We start from the raw sequence: 15070 nt of genomic DNA, 5'->3' as shown, positions 1-15070 counted from the left end.
CATTTATGTACGAACAACAGGCTCACAAACTGCTCAACGATATTCTCAATGAGATCGAAGCAGGGATATCCAAACAGGATTTACGCTATTTCTACACAAGGCTGGGCGCGAACTTTTATGCGATTCACTCCCTGTTTGAGCGGCTTTATGGCGCCCGCGATGATTTCCAGCAACAGGCTCAGCGGCTGGTTGAGACCATGGCCTGGCAATATATCCGCCGGCCTGAAGACCTGCGCAAGCGGGATATTGAACGAGAAGCCGATCATAACTGGTTTCTGAGTCAGAACTGGGTGGGCATGGCGCTTTACAGTCACGGCTTTGCCGGTGATCTGAAAGGCATGGAAAGCCATCTGAACTACTTCCAGGAACTGGGGGTGAACATGGTCCACATCATGCCCATCATGCAGTGTCCGCGAGGCAGCAGTGATGGCGGCTATGCGGTCAGTGATTTCCGTGAGATCGACGACAGAGCCGGGACGATTGACGATCTGCTGCATCTCTCCCGCGCCATGCACGAGCGGGATATGCTGCTGACGATGGACGTGGTGCTGAATCACACTTCCAATGAACACGAGTGGGCGCAGAAAGCCCGTCAGGGTGACAAAACCTACCAGGATTATTACTACACGTTCGAGAGCCGCAATGTGCCGGACATGTTCGAGCAGAGCATGCCAGAAGTGTTTCCCGAAACTTCGCCCGGTAACTTCACCTGGGATGAGGATATGGGCCGTTGGGTCATGACGGTGTTTAATAACTACCAGTGGGATCTCAACTATTCCAATCCGGCAGTGTTCATCGAGATGCTGGACGTGATTCTGTTCTGGGCTAATCAGGGCGCCGATATTCTGCGTCTGGATGCGGTGGCTTTCTTATGGAAGAAAATCGGCAGTACCTGCCAGAATGAACGCGAGGCACATCTGATCCTGCAGCTGCTCAAAGACTGTTGTCAGGTGACCGCGCCGGGTGTCTTGTATATTGCCGAGGCTATTGTCGCGCCGGTAGAAGTGACCAAATATTTTGGCGAGGACGCCGTGATTGCCAAGGAATGCGAGATAGCCTACAACGCCACCTTCATGGCGCTGATGTGGGATGCGGTGGCAACCAAGAATGCCAATCTGCTGAACCAGGGTATCAAGAGCCTGCCGGTCAAGCTGGAGCGGGCCACCTGGCTGAACTACATCCGCTGCCATGATGATATCGGTCTCGGTTTTGATGACCGGGATATAGAACTGGTGGGCTATGAGCCTGCCGGTCACCGCAAGTTTTTAATCGATTACTTTATGGGGCGTTACGATAATTCCCATGCCCGGGGCTTGCCGTTTGGTGAGAATGAGAAAACCGGCGATGCCCGTATCTCCGGGTCTCTGGCTTCGCTGGTCGGGCTGGAATATGCCGTTGAAAATGGTGACCTCGAGGCCGAAGACAATGCGATTAAAATCATTCTGCTGCTGCACAGTCTCATCATGTCTTTCGGCGGCATTCCCTTGCTTTATTATGGTGATGAGCTGGGCACCATCAATGATGTTTCGTTCCTGTCCGATCCCCATAAAAAAGGCGATTCCCGCTGGGTCCATCGCCCGGTAATCGATTGGGAAAAGGCCGAGCTGCGCAATCAGCCCGGCCATTATCAGTATGAGATATTCTCGGCACTGAAACGCATGATCGCGGTGCGTAAGGAAATTGATGCTTTTGCCGACTTTAATAATCGTGAACTGCTTGATGTCGGCAATGAACACTTATTCGTGTTTGAGCGCTACAACATCACCCGACAGCATGACAAAGTGCTGGTGGTGGCCAACTTTAATGACAAACCGCAGCATCTGAAACTGGATACCCTGATAGGCTGGGGTGACCCACAGTATGGTCAGCTTTATGACCTCTACAGCGGCCAGCAGCCCGATGGCTTCAATGACACGCTGGTGATACCACCATTCAGCTTTTACTGGCTGCGGGAAGGTTGATCAGGCGTCATCTACACAGCGATCACAACGCCGCTGGCCGGTTAACAGAAAAGCGATTTGCTGGCGATAGCGGGCAAAAAACCGATAACATCCATCAGCCACGGGCCGAATCACTGGCCAGCGTAATACGCCAAGCCAGCGATGACGCCTGACCAACTGCCAGGCTTTGACCGTTACATCAAGGCCGGTCAGCCATTCACCGTTGTGGTCTATGGCATGTAAAAGCTTATCCGCTTCAACGGGGTCTACTTCGGGGTAGCGCTGACTGAAATCGCTGGCGTGTATATTCTCCAATTGCAGCAAATTCTCTTTGTCAGCGCGTTTCATGGCCCTGATTTCCTTCACACAGAGTGGACAATGGCCATCATAAAATACAGTCAATTGGGTTTGTTCAGACATGCTTAGGTTCCTATAACTACGAGTGCATCATCTCACTGAGAGCGTAAAAATATGATCAAAACAGGACTTGTCTGGTTCAATCATGACTGCCGTGTTCATGACAACCCGGTTTTGCTGGAAGCCAGTCTGAATTGCGAGCGTTTGATTTGTCTGTTCTGTATTGACAGCCAGTGGGACAGACCGACCGGTTTCAATGCCAAGCCGATGGGCGAAAACCGACGCCAGTTCATGAATCAGACACTCTTGGATCTGTCTGCTCAACTGGCCAAACGGGGACAGTCGCTGGTGATTCTCAGTGGCGATCCGGTCGAGATTATCTCCAGTCTGATCAGCCGCTTCGATGTCGGCGCCGTCTATCGCAGTCAGCATGTCGGTGTGTTTGAAAACCGCCAGTGGCAGCACTTGAAAGCCGACTTTCCCCGGTTGCGGTTTGAATCACTGCCATCACACACCCTGTTTCGTCCCGAACAGTTACCGTTCTCTCTTGACAATCTACCCGGCACGTTCAGCCAGTTTCGCAAACAGGTGGAAAATATCGATGTCGATCCACCGCTGGTGATGCCCAAAACCTTACCGCCAGCTATCGAACGTCTCAGTGCAGAGTCGGAAGCCGTGCTGGTCAAACCCAAAACAACAGCGGCGTTTGAAGGTGGAGAAAGCGCGGCGCTGGCGCATCTGGAAACCTACTTTTCCAGCAGTGATCCGGCTCATTACAAAAGCTGGCGTAATGAGCTCGACGGCTGGCATAACTCCACCAAGTTTTCTGCCTGGCTGGCTAATGGCAGTGTTTCCGTGCGTCGGCTTGTGCATAGACTCAAACGTTACGAAATGCAGGAAACGGCGAATGAATCCACTTACTGGATATATTTCGAACTGCTCTGGCGCGAGTATTTTCAATGGGTCGCACACACGCTCGGGCACAAATTATTCCGCGCAGGCGGTGTAGCGAACAAAAACGTGCGTTGTTGTTTTTATCCTGAGCGCTATCAGAAATGGTGCCATGGCAATACGCCTTACCCCCTCGTGAATGCCCTGATGAAACAACTCAACCAAACCGGCTATATGAGCAATCGCGGTCGACAGATTGTAGCCAGTTGTTTCATCAATGAGCTCCAGCTCGACTGGCGGTTTGGCGCGGCTTATTTCGAGCAGCAACTGATTGATTACGATGTGGCTGCCAACTGGGGTAACTGGCAGTACATTGCTGGTGTCGGCATGGATCCACGTGGTGGGCGTCATTTCAATATCGACAAGCAATCCCGTCAGTATGATCCCGACGGCCAATTTGTTCGCAAGTGGCACGGGGAGGTGACCAGCACACAGCTGGATTCTGTGGATGCGGCAGACTGGCCAATACTGCCACCCAAAAAAAGCTGATGTCACAACGCGCTGTTAATCTGGTCTGGTTTAAGCGGGACTTACGCTTGAGCGACCATGCCCCGCTGAAAGCGGCGTCTCAATCTGATTTACCGGCTTTGCTGTTCTATGTCATCGAGCCCATGCTGCTGGCAGACCCGCATTACAGCCTACGCCACTGGCGCTTTGTCTGGGAGTCACTGACAGAGATGCAGCACGCGCTCAATAAAACGGGGCATCAGCTGCTGATTGTCCAGGCGGAGATGCCGCAGCTGCTCGACTGGCTTAGTGCAGATGTCGACATTAAACAGATTTTCAGTCATCAGGAAATCGGACTCGCCAATACTTATGCGCGTGATCGGCAAGTGGCAGCATGGTGTCAACAAAACGGTGTCCACTGGCAGGAGTTTGAGACAGGCGCGGTGGCACGTGCCAAGGCCAATCGTGATGACTGGGATAAACACTGGCAACGGGTGATGCGGGCAGACCTGCAGCAGCCGGACTGGGAGCGGCTGCAGACGGTGAGCGGACTGTCTGAGCCAGACTGGCAACCGCCTTTGACCTGGACCCGGCGTAAGGGCTCATTTCAGGCGGGTGGCAGCGAGGCAGCCTGGCGGACACTGGAGAATTTCTACCAGGGCCGGGGCCAGGATTATTACCGTCGTTTATCAAGCCCTTCTGCCAGCCGCGAAGCCTGTAGCCGGATGTCAGCCTATCTGGCCTGGGGCAATATCAGTTTGCGGGAAATGTATCAGCATCTGCTGAGTCACTGGCAGGATCGGGGCTGGCGTCGAAGTCTGGTCGCCTTATCCTCACGTTTACACTGGCATTGTCACTTCATGCAGAAGTTTGAAAGTGAGTGCGAGATGGAATTCAGGCCGGTTAACCGTGGTTATCAGGACTTTCCCTATCGCGATGATGCCAGGGTTCAGCAGGACCTTGCTGCCTGGGAGCAGGGCAAAACCGGCTTTCCTCTGGTCGATGCCTGTATGCGTTGCCTGCATCACACCGGCTATATTAACTTCCGGATGCGCGCCATGCTGGCCAGTTTCCTCAGTCACCATCTTCTAATTGACTGGCGGCATGGTGTAACCCATCTGGCACGCTTGTTTCTCGATTTTGAGCCCGGTATTCATTATCCCCAGTTCCAGATGCAGGCCGGGGTGACCGGTACCAATACCATTCGCATCTATAACCCGATAAAACAAAGCCAGGAGCAGGACCCCGACGGTGTATTCATCCGCCAGTGGTGTCCGGAGCTGACAGAATTGCCCGACGACCTGTTGCATATGCCCTGGCAGATGACGCCGATGGAACAGCAGATGTATCAAGTCACGCTCGGTCAGGATTACCCCGAGCCGATTATTGATTATCAGCACTGTGCCCGGCGGGCACGCGATCTGCTCTGGTCCTGGCGTAAACATCCCCGGGTGCAGCAGGAAAACCAGCGAATTCTGAAGATCCATGTGAGACCGCCTTCACGCTGAGGATCAATCTGATTTGAGTCTGAGGTAGGGCAGGCGCATACTAAAATTGTCGCTTTCACAGAAGGGAGGTCTTTGTGATGCTCAAGGCGATTCTATTTGATATCAGCGGTGTCTTACATGTGGATAAACGACCGATACCCGGTGCCGTTGAGTTGATCGCGACTTTGCAGCAACAGTCGGTGCCGATGCGGTTTGTCACCAACACCTCACGTTCAACCAGTAAAGAGATTTTCAACAGCCTGAGAACAATGGACTTTGACCTTAGCCAATCGGCTATCTTTACTGCCCCGCTGGCAGTGAAACAGGTCTGTGCGCAGCGTGGACTGCGACCTTATTGTCTGATTCACCCGGATCTCGAAGCTGAATTTCAGGATATCAACCAGCAGGATCCCAATGCCGTCGTGATTGCGGATGCCGCCGATCGATTTGATTATGCGCACTTGAACAAAGCATTTTCACTGCTGATCGATGGGGCGCCCTTACTGGGAATCGGCCGGAACCGTTATTTCAAAAGTCAGGGACAGCTGCAACTCGATGCTGGCCCGTTTATCGATGCCCTCGAATACGCTGCCGATATTAAAGCCGAGATTCTGGGCAAACCCGCGGCCGGCTTTTTTCAGGCCGCGGTACATTCATTGGGCTGTGAAGCTGAAGAGGTACTGATGATCGGTGACGATGTCGAGGCCGATGTGATGGGTGCGATGCAAGCCGGTCTGCAGGCCTGCCTGGTGCGAACCGGCAAATACCTGCCCGGCGATGAAAGCAAGGCTGGTCAGGCCGCGGTGGCAGATTCGGTTGTGGACGCTATCAGAGATGTTTTTTATCAGAGCCGTGAGGCGGCTGAGACCTGATTCAAACGCGTTGGGCTGATCAATGTCCGGGATATCAGCACCCTAAAAGCTTTCTGTATGATAGCGATAACAGCGAAGGGTTTCCGACCAGTAATCGGCCGGCAGGCCAGCCTTACGTTTCAATGCGGCGACAAATTGCTCCGGACTGTGCAATGCGTCCCAGACAGCAGGCAGGAAGGTGGCCCGATGCTGTTGATCCTCCAGAATCAAACCATCTTCACCGGCCTTGAGCAGACTTAGCAGTGCTGCTTCGGACTGACAGTTAATGGGTTCAGGCTTACTTAGTACGGCTATATGAATATCCAGTTCATCAACAATCTGTTCTGTCACTGGCTCGAAGCGCCGGTCTCGAAATGCTGCCGAGAAGGCATTAGCCGCGACATCGGCTGCCAGCGGACGGTGAGCATCGAGTGTTCCGATGCAGCCATGCAAAGCACCGGCAAGGTAGAGCGTGACAAAACTGGCCCCCTCTACAGTGACTTTGCGGGGCAGGCTGTCCAGCTCCAATGGCATGACGACGTCATGCCTGAGTCCGTGTTTGATGGCATCGCGGGCGATTTTACGTAACAGGTAGCGTTCGGGCCGGGGAATCATGATTACTGGAACAAGTAGGCGCCGTAACCCACCACACTGTCTCGTTTACCGGCTGTATCACCGGAATTTCTCAAATCCAGTATCTGGCCCTGCATCTGATGCTGGCGTGCGTAGAGCAAAAGACCGTTAATGCCGACACTGCCACAGGCGTGATAGCCGTCAATGACGTGGTTATCCATACTGATAATGGCCTGTGACGTCTCGGCGTCGATTTCGCGAGCACTCTCGTAGTCGAGATAGTGACTTAAATCCGAACTGATCACGATCAGTGTTTCCGGGCCACCCCAGAGCTTATCCAGCACCTCACAAACCAGTTTGGGACTGGCATGTCCGGCGACAATAGGCACAATTTTGAAATCTTCCAGCAGATACTGCAGAAAGGGTAACTGGACTTCCAGGCTGTGTTCTCGAGCATGGGCCTGTTCCAGCACGTGTACGCCATCAATGTTCATGATCTGACTTTCAGCGTGACGGTCTACCGCAATCAGGCCCATCGGGGTTTCGAACCAGTCAACCGACGACACGGCGAGGCCATCAAAGGGTACCCGGTGAGACGGACCAATCAAGACTACCCGTTTGATAATGGCTTTGAGAGACGCCAGCTGTTTATAGGCACAGGCAGCGACCTGACCGGAATAAACATAACCCGCGTGGGGAACTATCAAGGCTTTTGGGACAAGCTCAGTCAGCGTTGAGCTGGCCTGCAGATTTCGGGCAATCATACTGCTGAGTTTCTGTGCATCTGCCGGGTAAAACAGGCCGGCGACGGCACTGGGGCGAACGATTTCCATGGTAACCCTCCGCTTGTCGGCGTAACATGGATAAGTATCAGCTTATCAATAATTTATTGCAATATCTCCGATGAATGGAGCTGCGATATGAATCAGAATTTCAACCAGGGCGAAGCATTTCCCGATGCCGTTGCTACCCGCTACTGGCATGGTCTGGATGATGGCCGGGTACAATGTGATTTGTGCCCGCGATTCTGCAAGTTGCACGAAGGTCAGCGCGGACTCTGTTTTGTGCGTGCCAATTACCAGGGACAAGTGGTATTGACGAGCTGGGGCCGCTCCAGCGCTTTTGTGATCGACCCGATAGAGAAAAAACCGCTGAATCATTTTCTGCCCGGCACACCCGTACTGTCGTTTGGCACTGCCGGCTGTAATCTGGCCTGTAAGTTCTGTCAGAACTGGGATATCAGTAAATCCAGGCAAATGGACAGTTTGATGGACCTGGCCACGCCTGAAATGTTGGCTGATAAGGCCAGACAACTGGGTTGTCGGAGTATTGCTTTTACCTATAACGATCCGGTGATCTTTCATGAGTACGCGATTGATGTGGCTCAGGCGTGTCGGCAGCAGGGTATTAAAACGGTGGCAGTGACGGCCGGCTATGTCACCGCGGAACCCCGGCGCGAGTTTTATAGCTGGATGGATGCGGCCAATGTCGATCTGAAAGCTTTCAGTGAACGTTTCTACAAAAAGATCACCGGTTCGCATTTACAGCCGGTACTTGAGACTCTTGAGTATCTCAAGCATGAAACCGATGTCTGGTTTGAACTCACCACGCTGCTGATACCGGGAGAGAACGATTCTGAAGATGAAGTGACCGAGATGTGTCAGTGGGTGGTGTCACATCTGGGTAATGACGTACCGATGCATTTCAGTGTGTTTCACCCCGACTGGAAAATGATGGACAAAGCCTCAACACCAACTCAAACTGTCCGCAGAGCGAGAGATATCGCCCTCGCACAGGGGATTCGCTATGCCTATGTCGGCAATATGCATGACAGACAGGCAGACAGTACCTGGTGTCATCACTGTGGCAGCCTGCTGATAGGTCGGGACTGGTATCAGTTGTCTGCCTGGCAACTGGATGACAACGGACATTGTCTCAGCTGTGGAACACCCTGTGCCGGTGTTTTCGAGTCTCTGCCCGGCCAGTGGGGCGCCAAACGTGTGGTAGTGGATATGCGTGCAGATTAAAAGGAGATGCGATGTTGTGGTTTGGCCTGTCTTTGATTGCCCTGTTACTGATGCTCTGGGTGGGGATCAGGTTATACCGGCGACACAACCCTGCACCAGTCAGTCTACGCCCCAGGAAAACGCTGATGGACAGCTTACTGCGTGACTTCAAATTACAGCTTGAGCGGGCTGTGGGTGAGGACTATGATGTATTTCCGCACATCCGCCTTACTGATCTGCTGGTCACCGAATCCGACGCAGCCGGAGAGGCAGAAGACCTGCGGCTGAAAATTCAAACCACAACGACAGATTTTGTGCTGACCGAAAAAAACACCAGTAAAATTGCCTGTGTGTTGATTCTGATACATCACGGCACATTGGGTAGCAGGCAGCAATTTATCCGGCAGATCTGTCAGCAGAGTAAGTTGCCATTTCTTATTCTTGATGTTCATAATGCTTTGAGCGACAAGCAGCTTCGCCAGAAAATTATCACGCAACTGGAGCCGACCATTTTGCTCGACGAGGACGCTGCGGAGGATGTCAGAGTCTATCTGGACCCAGGCCAGCGTGATGAAAAACGGCATCAAGCCGGGCTTGACGTTTAAACCTGTTTATTGGCTTTTGAAGGATTGATCATGGCTGTCAGCGATAACAAACATTCACCAAAATTACTCAAGCCTCGTGAAGTTACTGCTTGCAAACAACTGGCAGCATCTCAACTCAGTGATAATCAGCGTGCAGCAGCTTTACTTGCGATACACGAAGGCCAGACACAGAGCATGGCTGCAGCCACGAGCGGCTTATCTCTGGGGCAGGTCAAATATATTGTGACCCGATTTCGCAAACTGAGACTTAAAGCATTGACGGCTGTTGATGAAGTCTCAGCCGAGACAGTTGAACCTGCTGTTGAGTCAAAGACTGAAAAAACCAAGAAAAAGTCAGACAAAAAAGACAAGAAAAAAGCTAAGAAAGATAAAAAAGCCAAGAAAGATAAGAGCAAAAATAAAGATAAAAAGGCCAAAGAAAAAAACAAGAAAAAGAAAAAGGCCAAAAACAAAAAATAAACGCTGAACGACATGACTGCTGAGAAACACACTCACTCAGCAGCAGGATAAGGATGCCAAAGAGCATCTCAGGGGACGATTGTGAAACCACGCCATTGGGTCGTTGGCGGAGGCTTGTTCTATGCCTTTATATTACTGGCAACGACCACCGCAAGTTATGCCCAACCCGACCAGATAAGGGTTGGCGTGTATGAAAACTCGCCCAAGTTAACGCTGAGTGAGCAGGGCGAAGCCAGCGGTATCCTGGGCGACCTGCTCATGCATATTGCCAGACGAGAAAATTGGCGCATTGAAGTTGTTCCCTGTACCTGGCGTGCTTGCCTGAAGATGCTGGAAAATGGCGAAATCGATTTACTGCCGGACGTCGCTAAAAATCAGTCGCGCCAACAGCGTTATCAGTTTCACACTGAACCGGCTTTGATAAGTTGGTCGCAAGTTTATACAGCGGGTAATGTCAGGTTAGCGAACCTACTGGATCTGGATGGTAAAACAGTGGCCGTTCTCGAGGGGTCAGTCCAGGAAGCTTATCTGCAGAACCTTGCCAGTAATTTTTCTCTGAAGGTAAACTGGTTGCGCACCAATAACCTTGATACTGCTTTCAATGCAGTGGTCAGTGGCGAGGCCGATGCCGTGGTCTCCAGTCACTATTATGGCAACAACAAAATGCGGGCATTGGCGCTCAATGCAACGCCCATTCTATTTCAGCCGGCACGTCTCTTTTATGCTGTTTCTCCCCAGTTTGCCCCGGCCACACTTGAGGTGATTGATGACTATCTGATTCGCTGGAAGGCGAGGCCCGACTCAGTCTATTACCAGGTACTGGCAAAGTGGACCCTGCCATCACGGCATCCGATTCCTGTGTTTATCTGGTGGTTGCTGGCATCGCTGATCATTATTGTCATCCTGGTGGTTACGTTCAATCAGGTTCTACGTAAGCAGGTCAATCTTAAAACACGTGACTTATTTGAAAGCGAGAACCGTCTCAACACCATCTTAAACAGTTTGGATGCCATTGTTTACATAAAGGATCGTCAGCATCGTTATCGTTATATCAATCAGAAAATAGCTGATTTAACAGGTCTGACACCGGAAGATTTGATGGGTGAAACGGATGAAAAAATCTTTAATTCGGATACCTGCCAACACCTCAGACTGAATGATTTAAAGGTGATGGAAGAGGGTGAGCGTCTGGTTGAAGAAGAGGAGATCAGTCAGACGCGTGACGGAACCACGCGGCATTTCCTGTCGGTAAAAATACCACTTCGCGATAGCAACGATCACATTTACGCCCTATGCGGCATTTCTACCGATATTACCGATAACAAAAAAATGCATGAGCGTCTGCAGACACTCGAATTCTCCGATCCATTAACCGGGCTGCCAAATCGCTTTGAACTGTTCAGATGTATCGAGAAAAAGCTTCAGGAGGACAGCTCAATGTCTGCCGCACTGATGGTGGTCGATGTCGACGACTTCAAACTGATTAATGAAGCCCATAGTCATGGTCAGGGTGATGAGTTACTGAGACAAATCACGCAACGATTGATGTCCTTCAATGAAACCTCGATGCGTGTATTCAGGACAAGCTCGGATGAGTTTGCCTGTTTGCTGGATATCCCCGGGGACTGTAATAGCAAAGACTACACTGAAGCGGCAGCGACAGAGATACGACAACTGTTATCAGCGCCTTATCAGCTCGGCAAAGGTGCATACAACGCCACAGTCTGTATCGGGATTGCCATGTTCAGCGATGCTGAGGGTCAGACGGGGCGGATTGTCAGGCTGGCTGATTTAGCCCTCCATGAAGCCAAACATCAAGGTCGAAACAGTCAACGCTTTTTTAATCCACAGATGCAGGAATCCATCAAACGCCGCAGTGTGCTGGAAGTGGCTCTGCGTGAGGCTATCGAACATCGGCACATGTCGCTTTATTTGCAGTGCCAGGTGGACAACAGGGAAACGGTCATAGGCATGGAAGCGTTACTTCGCTGGCAACACCCGACGATGGGAACCATATCACCCGCCGAGTTTATCCCCATTGCCGAAGATAGCGGTTTGATTATTCCATTGGGGCAGTGGGTTGTTGAGAAAGCCTGTGAAATATTGTCTGACTGGGAAACTGATCCAGAAAAAAATAACTGGACATTAGCCGTTAATATCAGTCCACGGCAGTTCCGTCATAGCGGTTTTGTTGAACATGTCGAACAGGTGGTCGGGCGATCCGGGATTGATGCCTCAAGGCTCAAGTTCGAAGTCACTGAAAACCTGCTTATCGATAACATGGAACAGGTCGCTGAGAAGATGAACACGCTACAGACGCTGGGTATTCGATTTTCACTGGATGATTTCGGTACAGGCTATGCCTCACTGAGTTACCTGAAATTATTGCCTATTCATCAATTAAAAATTGATCAGTCTTTTGTGCGTGAACTCGGCCAGAATCAAAATGACGAAGCGATTATAAAAACGATTCTCGCACTGGGTCAGAGCCTGGAACTCAACGTTATTGCAGAAGGAGTCGAGACGCAACAGCAAGCCGAGCGTCTAACAGAACTGGGCTGTCATCAGTTTCAGGGCTATTTATTTGGTCGTCCTGTGCCCAGTAGCGATATCTGAATCACTGTCTTTCCGCAGTCAGATTCTTTTTTGAAGAATATTTAATTGCGCGTCATCGATGCCGATAACCTCACAGAGCAAACAAAAGTAATCAGCATTTATTGCTCGTTATAAGGTAGAAAGCACAATGAAGAAAAATTTGCCCGTCACAGACAACGAAGTCACATTCGAGGAAGAACTCATCTCCACCACCGACCTGAAAGGGGCGATCACCGGTTTCAACGCAGCCTTTGAAGAGGTGAGCGGTTTTCCCGGTGAGGAGATGTTAGGGAAAAATCACAATATTATCCGACATCCGGATATGCCCCCCGCCGCATTTGAAGATTTATGGAATACCGTCAAGGCGAAAGACCACTGGATGGGGATTGTTAAAAACCGCCGGAAAGATGGTGACTTCTACTGGGTTGATGCCTATGTCACCCCGATTTTTGACCGCCAGCAAATTGTGGGTTATGAATCGGTGCGGATACCGCCCAAAGCAGAATATGTCAAACGGGCACAAACCCTCTACCAGCAAATTAATGCAGGCAAAAAGCCCAGGCTTGGCAATGTTTTCAGCCGTTTCGGTCTCAAACATAAAACGATGTTGAGCGTGGCGTTGGTGAGCCTGCTGACAATGTTAGCCTCCCAACTGAATCTGGTAGCAGCGCTGCCATTTTTCTTGCCGATGATTGTGCCGGTACTGGTTGGGGCCGGTACCTATGCACTACTGCACAAATGGGTGTTTGCCAGTCTGGATCGGGCTTTAAAAGAAGCGCGTAAAGAGGTTAATAATCCACTGATGGCGATGGTCTATACGGGCAACAACGATGAAATCGCTCAGCTCTCTCTGGTCAATAAATTAGCACAGGCCAAACTGAATACGGTATTGGTCAGACTCAGAGACACTGCGGGCAAGATTGATACTGAAGCGAGAGATACATTCAGCTCGCAACAGTCAATCATGGAGTCGATTCAGTCACAGGCCTCACAGACAGAGCAAGTGGCAACGGCAATGACTGAAATGAGTTCCAGCATTCAGGAAGTGTCCAGTAATGCCAGTAAGGCAGCATCAACGGCTTCAGAAGTTGATGAGTTGACCAAATCCAGTGAACGAAAAGCCTCGACCGCTGTGAACAGCCTGGGCTCCCTCGATACCGCTTTCAGTGACATCAACAGTGTCATCTCCGAGCTGGAGGATGACTCCAACGCCATCAATCCAATAATCGGTGTGATCAGTGATATCGCTGAGCAAACCAATTTATTGGCGCTGAATGCGGCCATCGAAGCAGCGCGAGCCGGAGAATATGGACGCGGTTTCGCCGTCGTTGCCGATGAGGTTCGCTCACTGGCGAGCCGGACACAACAATCGACACAGGAAATCTCCGGTTTGATCCAGAGACTGGATCAGGCAGTAGACAAGGTGGTTGCCGGTATGAAAAAAACACAGGAAACCGCCTCTTCCAGCCGCGAAGATATTTCTGCCTCGATCACCTCTGTTTCCATTATCAAAGACAAGGTGCAGGAGTTGAACGATCTCAACACACAGATAGCGACGGCTGTTGAGGAGCAGAGTGCGGTGAGTGATGATATCAATCGTAATGTCGTTCGTATCAGTAGTGACGCTGAAAGCGTGGTGTCGAATGCCAACCTGGTTAATACCAATGCCGAAAACCTGGCTGGGGAATCAACTGCCTTGTTGAATATGATCCGTCGCTTCAGTCAGGCCTGATAAGCCGCTGACAGCATAATCACATGGTGCCAGGTTTCACGGGCAGTCTTTGATGGCAGTGCAGCGGGTCCAGATGGGATGGTAATTAAGTATCACCCAACGGCTTAAATAACAGGCAAACAGGGCCTGGATAGCAAGACTCATGATCAGACCAGTCGATTTCCCGTACAATCCTGTCAAGGCAGGATTCAGCTGCTACCCGCTAGCCAGCGTGCCTCAAGCCGGCCGCCGACTGAAGCTATACCCGTTGTACAAGTACTAATCACTATGTTTCGCTATTTTGGCTTTGGCTCTAATATGAATATCACCTCACTGCGCGCAAAGGGCGTAGAACCTTTGTCCTCTCGGCCCGCAATTTTAAGGGGGTGGCAGCTTCGTTTTAATGTCGAACATTTTTTTCGTCATGAAGGGGGCGTGGGCAACATAGAGTACGCCGGAGATCCCATTGAACGGGTGCTGGGCGTCCTTCACGAGTGTCCTGATGAAGCGCTGGAAGCGCTGGATGCCATGGAAGCCTATGGTCATGGCTATGACCGTATCACTGTTGAGGTAGAGGTCGACGGTGAGCGAGTCCCGGCATTTGTCTATATCGGCATGCCGGCATTTATTAATCACACCTGTCTTCCCAGCCGGCGTTATCTTAATTTGTTAATTCAGGGGGCTCGTTCGGCAGGGCTGGATGCTGATTACATCCATGATCTGTCAAGTCATCCTGTCCACAAGCCTGAAGCGTACCCGCTTTTCACACCACCCAGTGGTGACTTTCCGCTATTTGATTATCAATCCCTGTCTCGACATCCACTTTATACGGCACTTTACGGAGCGGTGTTCGATATGTCGCAGGCGCGCCCGAGACATGATTACCTCAAGCATTTCTTCGGGGGCCGGGACATGACACTGTTTCATCTCAAGCGGCTCGATACCAGTGATGGTAATGAGTGTCTGGACGATATCCTGCATGACCGTCTCAATGATATCCAGAAACACTATCTCAACTGCTATCTGAATGAGTATGCGAGAGAGTATCGGTATGTGGGGCGATTCAACCACCACCAGGCCTGAGGAGG

Annotated in this window: 13 protein-coding genes; 10 read left to right on the top strand and 3 right to left on the bottom strand. The window is 51.1% G+C overall.

Annotated features, from left to right (window positions below; genetic code table 11):
* The first annotated feature begins 5 nt into the window (after nt 1–5).
* Entirely contained in the window at nt 6–1961 is a 1956-nt protein-coding gene (locus tag OMQ46_RS05700; protein ID WP_266235094.1) for an alpha-amylase family glycosyl hydrolase, read from the top strand.
* Here the strand turns inward: OMQ46_RS05700 and OMQ46_RS05695 are convergent, their stop codons facing one another.
* Entirely contained in the window at nt 1962–2360 is a 399-nt protein-coding gene (locus OMQ46_RS05695; protein WP_266235095.1) for a thiol-disulfide oxidoreductase DCC family protein, read from the bottom strand. It lies immediately after the preceding gene.
* Nucleotides 2361–2411: 51 nt separating this feature from the next.
* Here OMQ46_RS05695 and OMQ46_RS05690 point away from each other — a divergent pair, with 51 nt between their 5' ends.
* From OMQ46_RS05690 to OMQ46_RS05680, 3 genes are all read left to right on the top strand, one after another.
* Nucleotides 2412–3737 carry a DASH family cryptochrome gene (locus tag OMQ46_RS05690; RefSeq protein ID WP_266235097.1) on the top strand — a complete coding sequence of 442 codons (1326 nt, stop codon included), beginning with the start codon at nt 2412–2414 and terminating at the stop codon, nt 3735–3737.
* Nucleotides 3737–5203, top strand: a complete 1467-nt coding sequence (locus OMQ46_RS05685) for a cryptochrome/deoxyribodipyrimidine photo-lyase family protein (RefSeq protein ID WP_266235099.1) — start codon at nt 3737–3739, stop codon at nt 5201–5203. Before OMQ46_RS05690 ends, OMQ46_RS05685 begins: the two co-directional genes overlap by 1 nt.
* 77 nt (nt 5204–5280) lie before the next feature.
* A complete protein-coding gene (locus OMQ46_RS05680; RefSeq protein ID WP_266235101.1) occupies nt 5281–6054 on the top strand; it encodes a TIGR01458 family HAD-type hydrolase in 774 nt (257 codons plus the stop codon).
* A gap of 42 nt (nt 6055–6096) precedes the next feature.
* Here OMQ46_RS05680 and amrA read toward each other — a convergent pair whose 3' ends face one another.
* The gene (amrA, locus tag OMQ46_RS05675; RefSeq protein ID WP_266235102.1) at nt 6097–6648 is read right to left on the bottom strand and encodes an AmmeMemoRadiSam system protein A; all 552 of its coding nucleotides are present in this window, start codon (nt 6646–6648) and stop codon (nt 6097–6099) included.
* 2 nt (nt 6649–6650) lie between these two features.
* Complete coding sequence (gene amrB, locus OMQ46_RS05670) at nt 6651–7439, bottom strand: AmmeMemoRadiSam system protein B (RefSeq protein WP_266235104.1); 789 nt, start codon at nt 7437–7439, stop codon at nt 6651–6653.
* Nucleotides 7440–7526: 87 nt separating this feature from the next.
* Here amrB and amrS point away from each other — a divergent pair, with 87 nt between their 5' ends.
* The 6 genes from amrS (at nt 7527) to OMQ46_RS05640 (ending at nt 15065) form a co-directional block, all read left to right on the top strand.
* Nucleotides 7527–8633, top strand: a complete 1107-nt coding sequence (gene amrS / locus OMQ46_RS05665) for an AmmeMemoRadiSam system radical SAM enzyme (RefSeq protein ID WP_266235106.1) — start codon at nt 7527–7529, stop codon at nt 8631–8633.
* An 11-nt stretch (nt 8634–8644) separates the two neighbouring features.
* Nucleotides 8645–9217 (top strand): DUF2726 domain-containing protein, encoded by a 573-nt coding sequence (locus OMQ46_RS05660; RefSeq protein ID WP_266235107.1) that lies wholly within the window; start codon nt 8645–8647, stop codon nt 9215–9217.
* 30 nt (nt 9218–9247) lie between these two features.
* Complete coding sequence (locus OMQ46_RS05655) at nt 9248–9676, top strand: helix-turn-helix domain-containing protein (RefSeq protein ID WP_266235108.1); 429 nt, start codon at nt 9248–9250, stop codon at nt 9674–9676.
* A gap of 81 nt (nt 9677–9757) precedes the next feature.
* Nucleotides 9758–12292: an EAL domain-containing protein gene (locus OMQ46_RS05650; RefSeq protein WP_266235109.1), complete on the top strand. Its 2535-nt coding sequence runs from the start codon at nt 9758–9760 to the stop codon at nt 12290–12292.
* Nucleotides 12293–12419: 127 nt separating this feature from the next.
* On the top strand, nt 12420–14003 hold the full coding sequence (locus OMQ46_RS05645; RefSeq protein WP_266235111.1) for a methyl-accepting chemotaxis protein: 1584 nt from the start codon (nt 12420–12422) through the stop codon (nt 14001–14003).
* Between the two features lie 267 nt (nt 14004–14270).
* Nucleotides 14271–15065 carry a gamma-glutamylcyclotransferase family protein gene (locus OMQ46_RS05640; RefSeq protein WP_266235113.1) on the top strand — a complete coding sequence of 265 codons (795 nt, stop codon included), beginning with the start codon at nt 14271–14273 and terminating at the stop codon, nt 15063–15065.
* Nucleotides 15066–15070 lie beyond the last annotated feature (5 nt).

This window comes from Methylophaga sp. OBS1 (assembly GCF_026319365.1).
The sequence above is the reverse complement of the archived record's forward strand: the minus strand, read 5'-3'. Positions and strand labels throughout refer to the sequence as shown.